Source organism: Neobacillus sp. NRS-1170 (assembly GCF_050468025.1).
Genome location: NZ_JBITPF010000073.1, coordinates 1 through 16,793, shown reverse-complemented (window position 1 = coordinate 16,793; position 16,793 = coordinate 1). Strand labels below are relative to the sequence as shown.

20 protein-coding genes and 2 pseudogenes are annotated in these 16,793 nt (G+C 37.7%); 13 read left to right on the top strand and 9 right to left on the bottom strand.

From position 1 onward, the window contains the following. Positions 1–23: 23 nt before the first annotated feature. The 4 genes and pseudogenes from ACIFOT_RS26730 to ACIFOT_RS26715 form a co-directional block, all read right to left on the bottom strand. A pseudogene (locus tag ACIFOT_RS26730) lies at positions 24–529 on the bottom strand (copper homeostasis protein CutC). Positions 530–1,039: 510 nt separating this feature from the next. Next, positions 1,040–1,555, bottom strand: coding sequence for a CBO0543 family protein (locus ACIFOT_RS26725; RefSeq protein ID WP_430070251.1), 516 nt, complete (start codon positions 1,553–1,555; stop codon positions 1,040–1,042). Between the two features lie 252 nt (positions 1,556–1,807). Then, the gene (locus ACIFOT_RS26720) at positions 1,808–2,596 is read right to left on the bottom strand and encodes a putative protein N(5)-glutamine methyltransferase (RefSeq protein ID WP_430070356.1); all 789 of its coding nucleotides are present in this window, start codon (positions 2,594–2,596) and stop codon (positions 1,808–1,810) included. A gap of 207 nt (positions 2,597–2,803) precedes the next feature. Further along, positions 2,804–3,118, bottom strand: a complete 315-nt coding sequence (locus ACIFOT_RS26715) for a hypothetical protein (RefSeq protein WP_430070248.1) — start codon at positions 3,116–3,118, stop codon at positions 2,804–2,806. A gap of 88 nt (positions 3,119–3,206) precedes the next feature. Here ACIFOT_RS26715 and ACIFOT_RS26710 point away from each other — a divergent pair, with 88 nt between their 5' ends. Continuing rightward, a complete protein-coding gene (locus ACIFOT_RS26710; RefSeq protein WP_430070245.1) occupies positions 3,207–3,728 on the top strand; it encodes an ECF transporter S component in 522 nt (173 codons plus the stop codon). 46 nt (positions 3,729–3,774) lie between these two features. Here ACIFOT_RS26710 and ACIFOT_RS26705 read toward each other — a convergent pair whose 3' ends face one another. Continuing rightward, complete coding sequence (locus tag ACIFOT_RS26705) at positions 3,775–4,233, bottom strand: hypothetical protein (protein WP_430070242.1); 459 nt, start codon at positions 4,231–4,233, stop codon at positions 3,775–3,777. A 154-nt stretch (positions 4,234–4,387) separates the two neighbouring features. Here ACIFOT_RS26705 and ACIFOT_RS26700 point away from each other — a divergent pair, with 154 nt between their 5' ends. Continuing rightward, entirely contained in the window at positions 4,388–4,549 is a 162-nt protein-coding gene (locus tag ACIFOT_RS26700) for a hypothetical protein (protein ID WP_430070239.1), read from the top strand. Between the two features lie 22 nt (positions 4,550–4,571). On the opposite strand, the gene ACIFOT_RS26695 is transcribed toward ACIFOT_RS26700, so the two are convergent. Continuing rightward, positions 4,572–5,459 carry an AraC family transcriptional regulator gene (locus ACIFOT_RS26695; protein WP_430070353.1) on the bottom strand — a complete coding sequence of 296 codons (888 nt, stop codon included), beginning with the start codon at positions 5,457–5,459 and terminating at the stop codon, positions 4,572–4,574. A gap of 477 nt (positions 5,460–5,936) precedes the next feature. Between ACIFOT_RS26695 and ACIFOT_RS26690 the strand changes: the two genes are divergently transcribed. After that, on the top strand, positions 5,937–7,025 hold the full coding sequence (locus ACIFOT_RS26690) for a GerAB/ArcD/ProY family transporter (protein ID WP_430070236.1): 1,089 nt from the start codon (positions 5,937–5,939) through the stop codon (positions 7,023–7,025). Between the two features lie 76 nt (positions 7,026–7,101). Continuing rightward, the gene (locus tag ACIFOT_RS26685) at positions 7,102–7,317 is read left to right on the top strand and encodes a spore germination protein (protein ID WP_430070233.1); all 216 of its coding nucleotides are present in this window, start codon (positions 7,102–7,104) and stop codon (positions 7,315–7,317) included. Between the two features lie 119 nt (positions 7,318–7,436). On the opposite strand, the gene ACIFOT_RS26680 is transcribed toward ACIFOT_RS26685, so the two are convergent. Together ACIFOT_RS26680 and ACIFOT_RS26675 are read right to left on the bottom strand one after the other, a co-directional pair. Further along, on the bottom strand, positions 7,437–8,354 hold the full coding sequence (locus ACIFOT_RS26680; protein ID WP_430070230.1) for a hypothetical protein: 918 nt from the start codon (positions 8,352–8,354) through the stop codon (positions 7,437–7,439). Further along, entirely contained in the window at positions 8,351–8,860 is a 510-nt protein-coding gene (locus ACIFOT_RS26675) for a sigma-70 family RNA polymerase sigma factor (protein WP_430070227.1), read from the bottom strand. Before ACIFOT_RS26675 ends, ACIFOT_RS26680 begins: the two co-directional genes overlap by 4 nt. Before the next feature lie 438 nt (positions 8,861–9,298). Between ACIFOT_RS26675 and ACIFOT_RS26670 the strand changes: the two genes are divergently transcribed. Further along, on the top strand, positions 9,299–9,682 hold the full coding sequence (locus ACIFOT_RS26670; protein ID WP_430070224.1) for a DUF1398 family protein: 384 nt from the start codon (positions 9,299–9,301) through the stop codon (positions 9,680–9,682). A gap of 170 nt (positions 9,683–9,852) precedes the next feature. On the opposite strand, the gene ACIFOT_RS26665 is transcribed toward ACIFOT_RS26670, so the two are convergent. Next, positions 9,853–11,352, bottom strand: a complete 1,500-nt coding sequence (locus ACIFOT_RS26665; RefSeq protein WP_430070351.1) for a malate:quinone oxidoreductase — start codon at positions 11,350–11,352, stop codon at positions 9,853–9,855. Positions 11,353–11,685: 333 nt separating this feature from the next. Here ACIFOT_RS26665 and ACIFOT_RS26660 point away from each other — a divergent pair, with 333 nt between their 5' ends. The 8 genes and pseudogenes from ACIFOT_RS26660 (at position 11,686) to ACIFOT_RS26625 (ending at position 16,448) form a co-directional block, all read left to right on the top strand. Further along, positions 11,686–12,780, top strand: coding sequence for a site-2 protease family protein (locus ACIFOT_RS26660; RefSeq protein ID WP_430070221.1), 1,095 nt, complete (start codon positions 11,686–11,688; stop codon positions 12,778–12,780). A gap of 136 nt (positions 12,781–12,916) precedes the next feature. Then, a complete protein-coding gene (locus tag ACIFOT_RS26655) occupies positions 12,917–13,258 on the top strand; it encodes a PadR family transcriptional regulator (RefSeq protein ID WP_223594700.1) in 342 nt (113 codons plus the stop codon). Next, a complete protein-coding gene (locus ACIFOT_RS26650) occupies positions 13,251–13,733 on the top strand; it encodes a hypothetical protein (protein WP_430070218.1) in 483 nt (160 codons plus the stop codon). The genes ACIFOT_RS26655 and ACIFOT_RS26650 overlap by 8 nt, the downstream gene beginning before the upstream one ends. Then, complete coding sequence (locus ACIFOT_RS26645) at positions 13,730–14,257, top strand: permease (RefSeq protein WP_430070215.1); 528 nt, start codon at positions 13,730–13,732, stop codon at positions 14,255–14,257. The genes ACIFOT_RS26650 and ACIFOT_RS26645 overlap by 4 nt, the downstream gene beginning before the upstream one ends. Positions 14,258–14,329: 72 nt before the next feature. Continuing rightward, on the top strand, positions 14,330–14,701 hold the full coding sequence (locus tag ACIFOT_RS26640; protein WP_430070212.1) for an iron chaperone: 372 nt from the start codon (positions 14,330–14,332) through the stop codon (positions 14,699–14,701). A gap of 18 nt (positions 14,702–14,719) precedes the next feature. Beyond that, entirely contained in the window at positions 14,720–15,301 is a 582-nt protein-coding gene (locus ACIFOT_RS26635) for a YdeI/OmpD-associated family protein (protein ID WP_430070209.1), read from the top strand. A 110-nt stretch (positions 15,302–15,411) separates the two neighbouring features. Then, positions 15,412–15,854 (top strand): annotated as a pseudogene (locus ACIFOT_RS26630) (DUF3231 family protein); the annotation flags it as partial. A 78-nt stretch (positions 15,855–15,932) separates the two neighbouring features. Next, positions 15,933–16,448, top strand: a complete 516-nt coding sequence (locus ACIFOT_RS26625; protein ID WP_430070348.1) for a DUF3231 family protein — start codon at positions 15,933–15,935, stop codon at positions 16,446–16,448. Positions 16,449–16,793: the final 345 nt, after the last annotated feature.

Here is a 16,793-nt window from a genome sequence, read left to right as displayed (position 1 = left end):
ACAGGAAGGTCGGGTTTTTCCATCTACCAAAGCTCCCCCACAATTTTTGTTCCGTGTACTTCACTTACATTTAACACGCCTGCAATATGATTTAGGTTTTTGTCGGTAATTCCTCCGCCAGGCAGAATAATGATTCTGTCAGCTGCATAATCCACGTATTCCTTCAAACGGCTTAGGTTATCTTCAATTGGTTTAAAGCTTGGCCCTCCATGTGTTAAAATTCGGTTCACCCGATGGTTCACAAGCCAATCACCACCCCATCTGTCCCCAGCTGTTTCAAATGGACGATATCATTTTGCATGATCTCTGTTTCTTCCCTCGAATAAATAAAGTTTCCGCCTCTGGGTCTGACTATGGCCATTACCTGTATATTTTTCGAGTGACAATAGGAAATCGTTTTGGCAGCTACCCCGTGACTGACGGTAGTGCCGCCAACAGCTAGGTTGTCACAAAGTTCAATGCGCTGGCCCCCTTTTTCAATAGCTTGAGGAACCCATGTAAAATTCTCTACACAAACTTCTTTTAGCATATTAACTATCCTCTCTAAGCTGTTAAAACTTCCTAAAACTTGCATAATCCGATTCATTTCTACCGGATTCGATTTTAATCAGACGATTGATTAAAATTGCTGAGAACACGGTTAAATAAAGCTTTCTGTTCCTGAACAAGCAAAAAATTTGTTGAAAAATAACCTTAAAACGTAAAGCATTGGTTTTTCTACACCCATCGAGCATATTCGATGAAATTCCGTATGTGCTATACTAAACAATCGTTTGATTAAATACGGTAATAACCGCGCTTTTGACTGTTTTTTGTGATGATGGGCTTGTGAAAATTGTTTGAAGGAATACAAGAAAAATCAACAACATTCTAGTAAAAATGACTAACTTCTTAAATTCTAACAGAATTCAATAGATTTCCCTATTTTTCGCCTTTAATCAAACGTTTAATTAAATATGGCTTCCACCCGTATCATTACTGGTTTTTTTTCATCAATATACAGTAAAAGATTGTCGAGTTTGGCAATGGAGGAAAGAGTTTAGTGTTTAGGCAATGGAACATGAAAGTAAATAATAAAAAATGCTGTAATTAAAAACGAAACCACCCAAGCAGGAATAGGCTTTAGGTAATGAAATCTCAGCATAATAGCCCATAAGAAATTAAAGGCAACAGACCACCAATAATTCCAACCGTTATGATACGTGACTTTTCCAGTAATAAACATTATGGTTTCAATACCAACAAGAATGAATCCCGATATTAATAAATAGGTTATTACTTTCTTTGGAGACTTAGGTAAATAGGTCAAAAACAGAATTACGATACATGGAAAATTAATAAAGTTTTGAACCAAAAATGAAAAGGAAGTGTTTAATAAGACATCAGGTTCCAATTTCCATAGAACATTTTTGTCGCCAACAAAGTAGCTATATAATAAATTATTTACAATAAGGTATAAAATAGTGGAGTAATAATTTCTCCAGTTTTTAACATCTCCAAATTTCCAGCAGCAAAGTACAAGAGTTAAGCACAGAGCAACGCGCAATAGAAACACCCTTATTCAACAGTTTGGTCTTACTATCTGCTAAATTTGGCAAAAGTATTATGTTACTATCTTGAATCATGAAAAATAGAATAAAAATTTTTTTCAAAAGGCTAAACTATTATTGATCCTTTGTCGTTACTATTAATGTAACTTGCTAAACTCCTATGCAAGTACTAGTATTATTTCGTTTGAGAGCTGTCCTTTTTGGGGCAGCTCTTTTTCATAATAAAATCCCCTGACAATGTCACGGGGATTACTCAGTTATTCTAATTTGGTGGGTTTGGTTCCAATTACAATGGTAGCATCCAGGTCATCATAGCGAATCAACTGAGGGATCAGCCCGAAATGGGTGAAGATTTCAACGCTCTGAGGCGCCTGCCTTTCGCTTGTCTCAACTAATAGATGACCTCCAGGAGCGAGCCAGAGTGATGCTTCTTTAGTTACTCTTCGCTGAATATCTAGTCCGTCATTTCCTCCATCAAGCGCAACCTTTGGTTCATATAGACGCGCATCCTGTGGAAGCAGCTGGATTGCCTCAGTAGGAACGTAAGGGGCATTTGCTACTAGGATATTAACTTTTCCGCGTAGTTTGGCAGGCAGCGGCTCATATAGATCCCCTTCATAAACAAGGCCACCTACGGTTGTAACATTGCGGAGGGCACAGGTTACTGCGGTTGGATCGATGTCTACTGCATACAACTCAATCGACTCCAGGGCTTTTGCTATCGCGACACCTACTGCTCCAGTACCACAGCAAAGGTCAACGACGATGACCCCGGGTTCAGAAAGGGCTACTGCCTTTTGGACGAGAAACTCAGTACGGCGGCGCGGGACGAAAACTCCTGGGCTAACTGCTATCCTATTGCCGCAAAACTCCGCCCAACCGAGGACATGTTCAAGCGGGGTACCTGAGATTCGAAGACTGACCATAGTGGAGAGGGCATCCAATGTTTGTGCCTCAGAAATAAGAAGCCGAGCCTCTTCTTCTGCAAAAACACAACCTGCGGCACGAAGTCTCTCGGTTATACTTTTTTTAATTTGGTCATCAATGTCTGCTTTCAGCTGTCTTCCTATAATTACCACCCAATCTTTATAAAGGTTATTATAGGGAGTTCTTTAAAAGTTGGAAAAGTCCTTCCTCTACTTCAGCTATTAAACATCAGTAGCGGCCCTTCATCCGCCTTATGAAAGACATTTTCCTCCTTTCCTTCGACTAACCTAAATAAGCAAGTGACAATCCTCAACTCTTGCACCCGATTAAAATAAGAAATTATCTTTAGGCTGTCTAGCTTTTTTCTCGATTTGTTTGTTAAGCAATTTTAGAAAATGTAACTGCGCTTTGGAGCTGTTCATTAATCTCTTAACGCGAAACGGGCTATCTAGATATCGTCGGGTCCTATAGTTCATCACAATTAATTTTCGATACTTTTCTTCCTGATATAATTCTTGAAACCAGGGCAGCTTTTTCAATTCATGGATATGGGTATCAATTCTCCGTGTATCAATGCTTCTCCATTCATATAAAGGATGTGTGATTCCAATGAGAACATCAAGGATATAAGATACCTTCATTCGCTTAGCTCCTTCTGTAATAAAAAATATTATATTTATTAAATGTACGATTGTATGATATTATTTTTAAAAAAAGAGGGGTCATCATATGAATACTACATTATCACGAACAGAATCATCTAAAACTAGAGCCATAGTCATCAATGCACTTTTCATCGCGTTAACCTTGGTAGCCACGATGTTCATCAATATAAGGCTCCCAATAATGGGTAACGGAGGTTTAATCCATTTGGGTAACGTGCCTCTTTTCATAGCAGCCATGGTTTACGGCAAAAAAACAGGTGCCATCGCAGGTGCCTTCGGTATGGGCTTATTTGACGTTATCTCGGGTTGGGCCATCTGGTCACCGTTTACCTTTGTCATCGTAGGTGCAATGGGCTTCGTAGTCGGACTTATTTCCGAAAAAGTACCTGGCAAAAGAGTCGTTGTTCATACGCTGGCAGTTGCAACTGCACTGATCATAAAAGTGGTTGGCTACTATTTTGCCGAAGTGATTCTATACGGTAACTGGGTACAGCCATTTGGTTCCGTCCCCGGCAACATTTTGCAGGTCGCAGTAGCAGGTATCATTGTAGTACCTCTAGTAGGACGCTTTAAGAAAAGAGCTTAACAGATAACAATTGAGGGACTGCCTATAATGAGGCAGTCCTTTGTTTTTAACTTTTTTCAATTCTACAGATCCATTTGTAGTAACCCAGTAAAATGATTAGTAAAATGGGATCAAGAATAGCTGAATATAACAATTTCCACCAGCCGTAGTGAAAATATCCCCAAGGTTGAGGAAGTAATGACAATAATTCATATATCAAAAGGAAAATGGTCCAAAAGATAATATACCGTGCCCTTTTAAACATCGAACCATTAAAAGGATACCAGTTTAAAAATGTCACACATACAGGCGGAATGAGAATCGTATATGCAATGACATTTGTCCAATCAATCCCTTTCCAAAAATACCAGTATCCATTTGTTTTTTCATCGATGAATATATCAAACAGAATTTCCAATATCATTGAAAACGCCCAAATATGAACAATTTGATTTTTGGTAAGATGTTTTTTCATTTTATAGGCAACGCAATTAAAAAGTACAATTGAAAAAGAAAATACGACCATACTGACATTCCCCTATTAAAAGTGCACATACTAGCTCTTAGTTTTTCCTTTGAATAGGAAAAAAATCATAGGACCCACTCAAATTCTCGGGATATACCGCGTGTCTTTTTGTAAATAATAAGATTGTTAAATCATAATTTGAGGGGGGATTTGTATGCAACAGAATCAACAAGCAAGTAATATAGCTTCTAATATGAAGCCAGCAACAGCATCTGCTGGAACTGATGCGCAAAAGGTAAAACAAGAAATTCAAAGCGATGTAAGCCAAGGACAAGGTGCCATGACTTCCCGAGAGGCAGGAGCAATGCGCGATTAAAAAAACCACTCTGAGTGGTTTTTTATTTTTGGGCTTCGAATTTTTTCAAAACTGGAATCCATATTTCGCTTTTTACAGTTGGTAAAGTTAAATCTTTGTCTTTAATCGACAAAATTTCAGGTCCTTCTGTTTGTTGATAGTTTGAAGACGGAAACCATTCAGAATAAATACGTCCCCATGTTTCCTGCAGTGTAGTGGGAAAAGGACCTATGGACTCAAATACAGCCCAAGATAAGGCAGGAACTTTTAGTGTAGAAAGATTTTCTGGACACTCTTTCGTTGTCGCAACTCCTATATAATGATCCAGACCACCTTTTTCCTCCATACGGCCTTCTGAAAAGTTAATAGATGCCTGAATGATCCCTTTCGGTTCAACATTAGATAATTCCTTAAGTTTATTTATCTTCTCCGTATTCAATGTTTTCCACATAGCAGTGATTTCTTGGTTTTCGCCTTGGAAAACAATCGGTACCCTTTTCGTGATACCCACTATGTTAAATGCCTCTTTTTCTTCAATTCGGTAATTCATTTCATTTCCTCCCTTAATGGATAATTGGAAGGTCATTCGTGGATAGGCTTTTAATAACTGACCATTATTTCTAGCTTCTGATGGTGTTACACCATGCAAAACTTGAAAAGCCCTGGCAAAAGAATCTGGTGAACTATACCCGTATTTAATAGCAACATCAATAATCCTTGAGTTACTATTATTCAGTTCAAACGCTGCAAGAGTAAGTCGTCTTCTTCGAACGTATTCGGATAGCGTAATCCCCGCAAGAAAAGAAAACATTCTTTTAAAATGGTATTCGGAACAGAAAGCTAATTTTGCCACTTCCTTAAAGTCAATTTCTTGATTAAGGTTTTCTTCAATATACTGTAATGCTTCATTCATGTTCTTCAATAAATCCATCATCTGACCTCCCTTCATCCAAAGAATAGCAGAAACTGAATGAATCCTTCCGACAATTGGTGCACAGTAATGTAGGGTATGCCTTCAGTACCGTTCTAATCTTCTTCAGCTAATGGATCAGGATAGCTGAAGATGAAGTTGGGAACCTTAATAGGAAATGTTTAACAGTTGGAAAACAATACGGGTTAAATAGCAAAGAAGCTATCAAAACCAGCGTGGAATTAGACCATTATATCCCTTTATGTCAAAGATGTTGCCCAAAAGAAAATCTTAAATAATAAAAATCTGTCAGATTTCTTTCGCAGATTTTTTTTAAAACATTTCTCCTTTTTCCTTTTTCACTTCTGCACATCTAATCTTTATTGATAATTCTTCCATACAAGGAAAAAATAAATTTAGAAGCTATAGGGACACACCCCCTATTCGTAGTACACCAAGGAAGAGAAGCATAAACGAATAGGAACCGGAGGAAGCGCTATGGAACACACTGTACCTGAAAAAGCAAAAATATCGCCATTTTTAGCTTTTTTTATCATTCATCAAATGCAGTTTGGCGTAGGAGTCCTTGGTTTTCAGCGCGTAATCGCTCAATCTGCAGGATATGATGGATGGATTTCCGTTCTTATTGCCGGTTTAAGTATTCATGTCATGGTATGGGTTATGTATAAAATTGCTGAAACGGCTAATGGAGATATCGTGACAGCCCATACTTTCGTATTTGGAAGGATAATTGGCAAACTGCTGTCTCTCCCATTCGTTGTTTATTTTATCCTGATCATGCTCACCACACTTAGAACGTTTATTGAGGTTATTCAAGTATGGGTATTTCAGGATATGAGTACCTTTTGGTATGCCCTAGCCTTTTGTGGTTTAGCCATTTACATTGTTTTTGGAGGGTTCAGGACCGTGACAGGGGTGGCATTCTTCGGAACAATTTTCCCTGCCTATTTAATGTTCACTTTTTTGTTTACAGTACCATATGCCGATTTTAAAAACTTGCTTCCCATCCTTGATCACTCGATAATAGAATTGGTCAAGGCATCTTATCAAATGTCCGTTACTTACCTTGGCTTTGAGGTACTATTGTTTGTTTATCCGTATATCAAAGAACCGCAAAAATCAAAGAAATGGGTTCATTATGGTGTGTCTTTTACCACTTTACAATATCTTTATCTTTCTGTAATAACGTTTGCTTATTTTTCAGAAGGACAGCTGAAAAGGTACATCTGGCCCACTTTAACGATGTGGAAAATAGTCGAAATGCCTTTTGTAGAGAGATTTGAATTCATTGGAATCGCCAATTGGAATCTTGTGATTCTCCCAAGTGTTTGCATTAGTCTATGGTGTGCCAGCCGGATTTTAAAAAGAGTGACGAATTTAAAGCAAAAATATGGGGTTTTTCTGATATCAATTGTCGTATTAATCACCATTAATTTTTTTAAGACACGGCAGCAAATTCACACCCTCGTCGATTATACGGGGAAAATAGCCTTTATCATAAATTACGGGTACATTCCTTTATTATTCTTTCTAATACTGATTGTGAAGAAGCTGAAAAAAGGCTAGTAACGTATTTTTGTTGGGCATGTGGACAATCACAAGCCTCTTTTTAAAATAATATGGAATAAGGATGGTGATAGAAATGGCAGGCTCAATCAATATTGGCCAATTTAAGGTGCGAACACTAATAAATAATGCCAACATTAATTTCGGTGCAACTTATCAAAACAGCCATACCGCCAATAGCACGATCATCGGCGGCAATTTTAATTTTGGCGATGGCTGCATAAACTCATTCACCAATATCAATTCTGGTAAAATAAAAGTTTCAAATGTAAGCAGTGCCGAAGATTCCTAAATTGGCCCTCTTTTACTCCCCAATTGGTTTCAGTTCTTCTAAGCCTACCATGTTAATGGTGTAAGGCTTTTTGTATTCTTTGTCTAGTTGTGCTGAAACTTCTTTTCGAATTTGCTCTTTTAGCTTTTGGTCCTTTTTTCAAGCGAGGTCTCGATAGTAATGACAAGCCGATTTTTCGAAGAGTAGGTGAAAGAATTGACTTTGTACTCTTCTTTCTTCGCCACTAGTCCCTCGAAAATCGAATGAAGATTTTTTTCTAGTTTCGTATCCTGGTCCACATTGTTCAAATCCACAGTTCGAATATCAATTGGATAATCTTCTGCATAATCTTTTTTTGTTAAATAGTTTCGAACGATATCCCGAACTTCATCCACTCGTTGCTCCTGCTCCGGAATAACCACTAAAACTTTTTTCATACTGAAGATTTGTCCAACGAAATCGACACGATAACCTTTCTTCTTAAGAATGCTTTGAATTTCTTTTGCTTGTTCAATCTCTATTCTATTTATTCGTCTCATGGATGCATAGAAATCAGCTTTAAACGGGAGAACCTCTATCGACTTTGCATAATATCCCTTCGCGGCGAGCATCTCTTTCGTAAGCTTTTCAGCATCCATTTTTGTTTTTTCATTATAATCTTTGCTTGCTAGATGGACGACTACTTTATCGGGATCTTCCTCTTTAAAAAATCCACCCACCCTTATTCCTTTCACCTCGTATCCGCGTTTTAGGCCCTCTTCCCGAACTAGAGCAAAAACGGATTTTGCACCCTCTTTATCTACGTCTTTCAAAAATACATTTTTTAAATACGGAATCTTTGCTGCCACCTCAGCCATTGCGGTGGAGACAAAGGTAGAACCAAAAAACAATCCTCCAACCGCTACAAGTCCAGCTAATGACCCGATTAGCTTCTTTCTTTTGCTTGAGACCCTGGTATCCTTTTCTTCCCTTTTTGCTTGTTCGATCCCTTTATACATACGATCCATCACTTCATCTGGAATTTGAATTTTTTCTAGTTCACTCTGAATCTTGTTCATGAAAACTCCTCCTTTCGATGCTCCAAACGAATTTTTTCCAATGCCCGATAAATTTTAGACTTTACTGTACTGATTGGTGAGCCAACAATCTCCGAAATTTCCTGGAATGTGTATTCTTGATAATACTTTAGAAAAATCAACTTTTTTTCATCTTCCTCTAATGCATTTAGCAGCTCATGTAACAATAAATCAGAGTACCTTTCCTCTGTTTGTTGTGTTCCTAGTTCACTAGTAAAATGCAGCTCTACCACTTTCTTTTTCTTTCTTAGAAGGTCAATGGATGCGTTGATGGTGATTTTCATGATCCAGGTCTTAAAATAACTCAATTCCTTTAAGCTTTTTCTGTTTTTAAAAGCGCGATAGGCCACCTCCTGGACAATATCCAAGGAGTCAGTTTGATTTTTCACATACAAATAGGCCATCCTATATATTGAATCTTTATGTGTCTCAAATAATGTAATAAATAACTTTTCATTCAAGATGCCATCTTTTCCAGATAAAGTCATTTTTTCATCCCTTTTTGTTATCTACTTTATTAGACCGAATAATGGTTCATTTTGGACGAAAGATTTTTAAAAATATTTTTTATTGAAAGATGCGAATTACAGCGATTATCCTTATTGCGGACTCGGTTCTTTGGTTTATGGGGGGTTATGTCCTTGGAAACGGTCTATGGGACATTTTAGGGTATTTGGTGCATGGTTTTGTCCCATAGAACCCGTCTATGGGACATTTTAAGGTATTTGGCGCTTGCTTTTGTCCCATAGAATCCGTCTATGGGACATTTTAAAGAATTGGGCGCTTGCTTTTGTCCCATAGAAACCGTCTATTAAACATTTTTAGATTTTCCGGCTGTCGTGTCCTCTGATCATTACTATTTTAGGCATAAGAACTATCTTTACGGTTAAAATGATGAAGAAAAATTCTAGATGGAGGAACGGATCATGAGTGACAAAATAACAGAAAAAGAGGTTCATGAGATTATTGAAAGAAGAAGCACTGGTAAGACAAGTTTTGCAGAATTTTTGGAGGAATTATCTCAAATCGGAATTGTTGAATACGATATTAATGTTGCCACTGGTCAAGCCACATACAAAGGCAAGCACACAGAGCTAAAAACTGAACCTCAGGTTAATTTTGTGATTTCAAATCACTTTGATAGAAATCAGGCAATACAAATAATCGCAAACATTACACTTCCCTTTTTAGACTTTTTAAGAGAGATTGCTAACGCAGGAATTAAAACCTATAACGTAAATATTACCGAAAAAAAGGCCATTTACATGGGGATGAATGGGGAACAAATAGTAGAACCGCTTCAATTTTAAAATTCCAATCCTCAACTTGTTTAAGGGCATCAGACTGGGCCGCTGATTCCCTCTATCCCGAAATATCCGTGCCCCTGGACACTAGACGTTCCTAATTGTCCCCCCCAACCACAAAATAAAAAAAGAACCCCCAATCCAAGGATGGATCAAAGGTTCTTTGCTTTAATTACTTAACTATAGACCAATTCCTTTTCACGCAGGCCAAGGGCCTCTTCCGTGGAAGTATGAATTTCCTGCAGAAGCTCTGGGTTTTTCATTAGTGACACTCCATAGGAAGGTATCATTTCTTTGATTTTCCCTTCCCATTCCGCAATCTGGTCCGGGAAGCACTTGTTGATTACCTGAAGCATAACGTGAACAGCAGTTGAAGCGCCTGGAGATGCGCCAAGTAACGCGGCGACTGAGCCATCAGCGGCTGTGATTACTTCTGTACCGAATTGAAGGGTTCCTTTGCCAGCTTCCGTATCTTTGATAACCTGCACACGCTGGCCTGCTACGACTAAATCCCAATCTTCGGCTTTCGCGCTCGGGATAAACTCACGCAACTCTTCCATGCGCTGTTCTTTCGATAACATTACTTGTTCGATCAGGTATTTAGTCAATGACATGTTTTTTGCACCGGCAGCCAACATCGTTACGAGATTATCCGGTTTTACGGAAGTCACCAAATCCATCATGGAGCCCGTTTTTAAGAACTTTGGTGAGAAACCGGCAAATGGTCCAAATAGTAACGATTTTTTATTGTCGATAAATCTTGTGTCAAGATGCGGTACAGACATTGGCGGTGCACCAACCTTAGCCTTACCGTATACTTTTGCATGATGGTGCTCGACAACTTCCGGATTGTTACATACCATAAATAGTCCGCTTACAGGGAATCCTCCAATATGCTTTGACTCAGGAATACCGGTTTTTTGCAGTAAATGAAGACTTCCGCCCCCGCCGCCAATAAAGATGAACTTGGCAGTATGACGTTCGATGTTTCCAGTAGCCATATTCCACACTTTCAATTCCCATAAGCCATCGCTCGTACGGGTAATATCATCAACTTGATGATTGTATTTCAATTCGACGTTCTGCTTCGTTAAGTGGTCGAACAACATGCGCGTTAAAGCGCCAAAGTTAACATCTGTTCCTGAATCGATTTTGGTTGCCGCAATCGATTCATTCAAGGTACGGCCTTCCATAATAAGCGGAATCCAATCAATCAGTTTGTCATGGTCATCGGAAAATTCCATCCCTTTAAATAGGGGATTGTTTGACAGCGCTTCAAATCGCTTCTTTAAAAAAGTTACATTTTCTTCCCCATGTACTAAACTCATGTGAGGCAATTGTCTGATAAACTCCTCTGGATTTTGGATCAGCCCGCTGTTTACAAGATAAGACCAAAACTGCATGGAGACCTGAAACTGTTCATTAATATTAATCGCTTTACTAATATCTACAGAACCATCTGGTTTTTCGACGGTGTAGTTAAGCTCGCACAGTGCCGCATGCCCTGTTCCCGCATTATTCCATTCGTTAGAGCTTTCTTCTCCTGCGTTGGCGAGCTTTTCAAACACAGTAATTTCCATTTCCGGTGCTAATTCTTTCAAGAGTGTTCCTAAAGTTGCACTCATGATTCCGGCGCCGATTAAAATGACGTCTGTTTTCGTTTCGTTTATGCTCATCATTTTTACCAACCTTTTCTCCTGAAATTTGCAGAAAGATGCAGCGGCACACCAAACTGAGGCGCGACCAAGTAACACACCTTTTCTGTCTCAAATACTACTATTTCTATTGTATTAAGGTTATTTAATTCTATTATACGATAATTATAGTTTATTTAATAACTTGTTTAAAGTGAGAAGTACTTCCACAATGATTAAAAACCTTCCATTTGTAGACTTTTTCCCCAAAAATCCCTTCCATTTTGATCGTAATTAATTCTAAAGCATCTTTCCAATATATTCTTGTATAATAGACATACGGCGTCATTTTCTTCTACAAAAGGAGATGTTTATGTGAAAAAAAAGAAAACCTCTTTGGGAATATTAGGAACAATCGGAGTTTTATTATTAGGTAAATTAAAATATATTTTAGTAGTTTTTAAATTTCTTAAGCTGCAAACGCTTTTGAGCATGTTTATTACGCTCGGAGCCTATGCCTTTATTTTTGGCTGGAAGTTTGCAGTAGCTATAGTCTACCTACTGTTTGTCCATGAAATGGGACACGCGTATGCGGCTAAAAGGATTAAGCTGCCTGTAAGCCCAGCTATATTTATTCCTTTTATGGGGGCAGTTATTGGAATGAAGGAAATGCCAAAAAATGCAAAAGATGAGGGATATGTCGCCTACATGGGGCCTCTATTTGGATTATTATCCTTTTTGCCTGCCATTCCTTTGTATTTATACACACATGAACCATTCTGGGCCCTGCTGATTATATTGGGCGCGATGATCAATTTATTTAATTTAATCCCCATCACCCCATTAGATGGCGGAAGAATCGCCGCAGGGATTAGTACCAAGCTGTGGGGATTAGGAATCATCTTATTATTGGCATATTCCGTCATGAATATTAGTTTCCTCGGATTCTTTATCGTCATCCTGGGCTCAATGGAATGGTATAAATTATATAAAAGACAAAAAAGGTTAAAGGACGACCAACTGGAAGTCCAAGAACTTGAGCACTTACTAGTAAAATTAAAACATGAATCACACGATTTAGATTCCATCCAAGAAATGGCCAGCAAGGCAAAATGGAAAGTCACGAGCCGGGAGATAATCGAAACACTCAATAAACTGAATTCGGAAATTGAAAAGATGAAAAAGGAGCTTTATCTTCAACACTTATCCGGTACCTTTTCTATGAGTGAAGATGATAGCAGCAACAATCAGCAAGTTATTGAGGGGATTCTTAAGCAATTAGAAGGAAAATTAGCAGCGTATAAAAAGGAAGTACTGACAACGGAAACCTATTATAAAACGGATAAAAAAACAAAAGCACAGCTATTTTTCATCTATATCGGTCTAGTTGTTACACTGGCCATTAGTTATTATTACGGAAATGACATTCTTATGAATCATCCGGAGATACAACGCGAGATGAATAGATAATTTTTTAAGGTACACGCTCATACATGGAGGTGTACCTTTTATTTTTTAAAAAAAATACATGCTGTTAGTGACATATTACTGTAGATGACAGTATACTGTTATTAACAGTAAGATATTAAAGGAGGTTTTCAATTTCATGAAACATACAGGGAGACATACAGGTGCCTTTCTTTTGCTTTTTTTAACAGAGGGAGATAGCTATGGAGGGAAACTTCTGCAGAAATGTGAACAACAGCTTCCCATCAATCCAATTGATAGTGCCATTCTTTATCGCACTTTAAAAACCTTAGAACAAGAAGGGGCTGTTGAGTCTTATTTGGACACATCTGAACAAGATAAGCCGATCAAGATGTACAAAATTACTCCAGTTGGAAAAAGAAAATTAGATGATTTTCAAATAGATATTGAAGAAAAAATGAAGAATTTATCCTTTTTCTTAAATAAATACAAAGAATGGAAGGGGTACGATCATGATTAGTGGTGCGATCCTTTACGCTTTAGCGATTCTTCTTCTGAGTATTTCTTTTATAAAAGATCGTAATAAAACTAGAGATGCTCTATCAAAGTCCTGGAAAAGCTTTCGAAATATTTTACCTGACATGCTATCCATTATGCTTTTCGTTGGACTATCACTATCCATATTAACTCCATCTTTCATTTCATCCATCATTGGAGAAAAATCTGGATTGACAGGTATTGTTTATTCAGCATTTATCGGATCTATTGCCCTAGTTCCAAGCTTTGTTGTCTTTCCTCTTGGACATACGTTAGTCCAAAATGGAGCAGGACTTCCCCAAGTAGCTGTATTAATGTCTACATTAATGTCCGTAGGCATCACATCGTTACCGATGGAACAAAAGATATTCGGGCGCAGCTTTGCCTATGCTCGCAACGCTTCTGCAATGTTAATGTCTCTACTATTTTCATATATTATTTGGGTGGTGATGGGATGAATACATTAAAAAGATATCGTTTCTTTTTGATTTTGTTATTTGGTCTTATGATCCTTACCTTTATAAACCAATCGGTGGGATGGAAAGCAATTCAATTAACCGGAAAAAGCATTTTAGATATGCTTTTTCTACTCCCTCCAGTCTTAATATTCGTAGGGTTGCTAGATAAATGGGTGGAGAAAGAAACACTAATTAGATATATGGGAGAAAAATCCGGCATCTATGGCATTTTGTTCTCCCTATTATTAGGCGTAATTGCAGCTGGCCCCCTCTACGTAGCTTTTCCGATTGCAGCACTTTTATTAAAAAAAGGAGCAAGCATACGCTACATTGTATTTTTTTTAGGAGTTTGGACTACCGCGAAATTACCGGTTATTGTATATGAATTTGCTTCATTTGGAGGTACATTTACCATCATTCACATTTGTTTTGGCTTATTATTTTTCTATTTAATGGGGATTATTTTTGAGAAATTCTATGACCATGGCCAATTGTTACAGTATGATATAACTAAAGAAGTTTAGATTAAAGATTAGAGGATATAGTATGTACTGTATCCTCTTTTTTATACCAACAACATTTTAGGAGGGAACAACATGGAAGTTTTTGCAGAATTCTTAGCGCGTATTGATAACCCGCAGCATCGGGAGCGAACGGAAGAAATATTAGGATGGGTAGCTAAAAAATATCCGCATTTAATGCCAGAAATTAAGTGGAATCAGCCTATGTTTACCGATCACGGCACCTATATTATTGGCTTTAGCGTTGCCAAGCAGCATTTGGCTGTTGCCCCTGAAGAGGCAGGGATTAATCGTTTTTCTGATGAAATTGTGCAGGCTGGCTATGGTCACACCAAGGGGCTGGTACGTCTCCCGTGGAGCAGTCCGGTTGACTTCGCCTTACTTGAGAGAATGATCGAGTTTAATATTTTGGATAAAGCAGACTGTTCCACTTTTTGGCGGAAGTAAAAATGAGGGGTGTCCTGGATGACAAATAGTAAGGTTGATGAATTTTTAAGTAAAGCAAAAAAGTGGAAGGACGAATATGAGAAGCTGCGAAATATCGTTCTTGACTGTGAGCTGACTGAAGAATATAAATGGATGCATCCTTGTTACACGTTTAAGAATAAAAATATCGTTTTAATACATGGCTTTAAAGAATATTGTGCGCTTCTGTTTCACAAAGGGGCCTTGTTAAAGGATGCCCATGGTATTCTTGTCCAACAAACGGAGAATGTACAGGCGGCGCGCCAGATTCGGTTCACCAATGTTCAAGAAATCGTTAATATGGAAACCATCTTGAAAAACTATATTTATGAAGCCATCGAAGTCGAAAAAGCCGGTTTGGAAGTAGATTTTAAAAAGACGACAGAATACATAATTCCTGAAGAACTTGAAAATAAATTCGGTGAAATCCCTGCCCTGAAAACGGCATTTGAAGCCTTGACACCTGGACGGCAAAGAGCGTATATCCTTCATTTTTCTCAGCCTAAACAATCCAAAACTCGAGAATCAAGGGTTGAAAAATATGTGGAGCAAATTCTCAATGGAAAGGGATTAAATGATTAATCTATTCGATGAAAAAAAATTAACCAGATTTCGCATTCTCAAAATCAAAAATTCCTCCACTTATTCCGTATACATCATAAACAATGCCATAAAATAATCTCAATATAACGATGGAAAAATTGGAGGTATTTCTTTTGGGATTGTTTAATAAGTCAAAGAAAAACCCCTTAACTGCTGCAGAAGTATCCGCTCTTTGGCTTCAGTATTTAGGCGATAGTATGGCAATATGTGTATACAAATATTTTCTTAAAATTGTTGAAAACCAAGATATTAAGCCTATTTTAGAATTCGGATTGCAGTTGGCTGAAAACCATATCACTGAAATCACCAAATTCTTAAAAAGTGAGAATTTCCAAGTCCCAATGGGATTTACTGAAGATGATGTAAATCTTAATGCTCCACGATTATTTTCTGATCAATTTTACTCTTTTACTCTTACATTATGACGATCCATGGGCTATCTGCTTATGCCTTTGCAGTAACAAACTGCGAGCGGTCAGACATCCAAAATTACTTCTTTGAATGTACGATAACTGCTAAAGACTTTTTTCAAAAAATAGTCCAATTGTCTAAAACTCAACCAAATTTTTCGAGGGTTCCATCTATTCCTTCCCCTCTTGGAAAAGAGTTAGTGAACTCAACAGGGATCCTTTCAGATTTAATTGGAGACAAAAGACCGCTCAATAGTTCGGAGGTCAGCAACCTTTTCTTTAATTCAAAGAAAACTGGATTTGTCAGGTCGTTAAGTTTGGCATTTAGTCAGGTGGCAAAGACGGAAGATGTTCATGACTTTATGTTAAAAAATGTGAAATTAGCAGATAAAGATGCCGAAAGTTTTAGCAATATTTTAAAACAAGAACATTTGCCAACACCTGAGAATTGGGATGCTGAAATCACTGATTCTACAGTCAGTCCGTTTTCCGACAAATTGATCATGTTTCACGCAGCCTTTTTAGTAAATACAGCCCTTTCCTATTATGGTGCAGGAATTGGTTCCAGCTTAAGATCGGATATCATATTAAATTACACGAAAGTATTTACCCATGCGATAGAGGCTGGTGCCTTTTGTTTCAATATAATGGTTAAACATGGATGGATGGAAAAACAACCCGAAGCGATTGACAGGGAATCTCAGGCACAAGGTTGAGAATATTAAGATGGCAATTTGGGCGTTGTATCATAATACAACGCTTTTTTTTGTCCTTTTTTCGTAATGATATTTTTGTGGATATTTTACAATAAATAAGTGAGGTGCTTTTTATGAAACAAGTGACAACACTGTTTTTAAAGATAGCTGGAGATATTTTAGAGTACAAAAGCGAAGAATGATGCATTTGTAGAATGAGGGATTACTTTTGTAGAATACCCAGCCAAATTTGTAGGAAGCACCCCTAAAATTGTAGAATACCACCACAAATTTGTAGAATATACCTTAATATTTATTGAAGTAATTCCTCATTTGTAGAATGAAGGATTACTTTTGTAGAATACC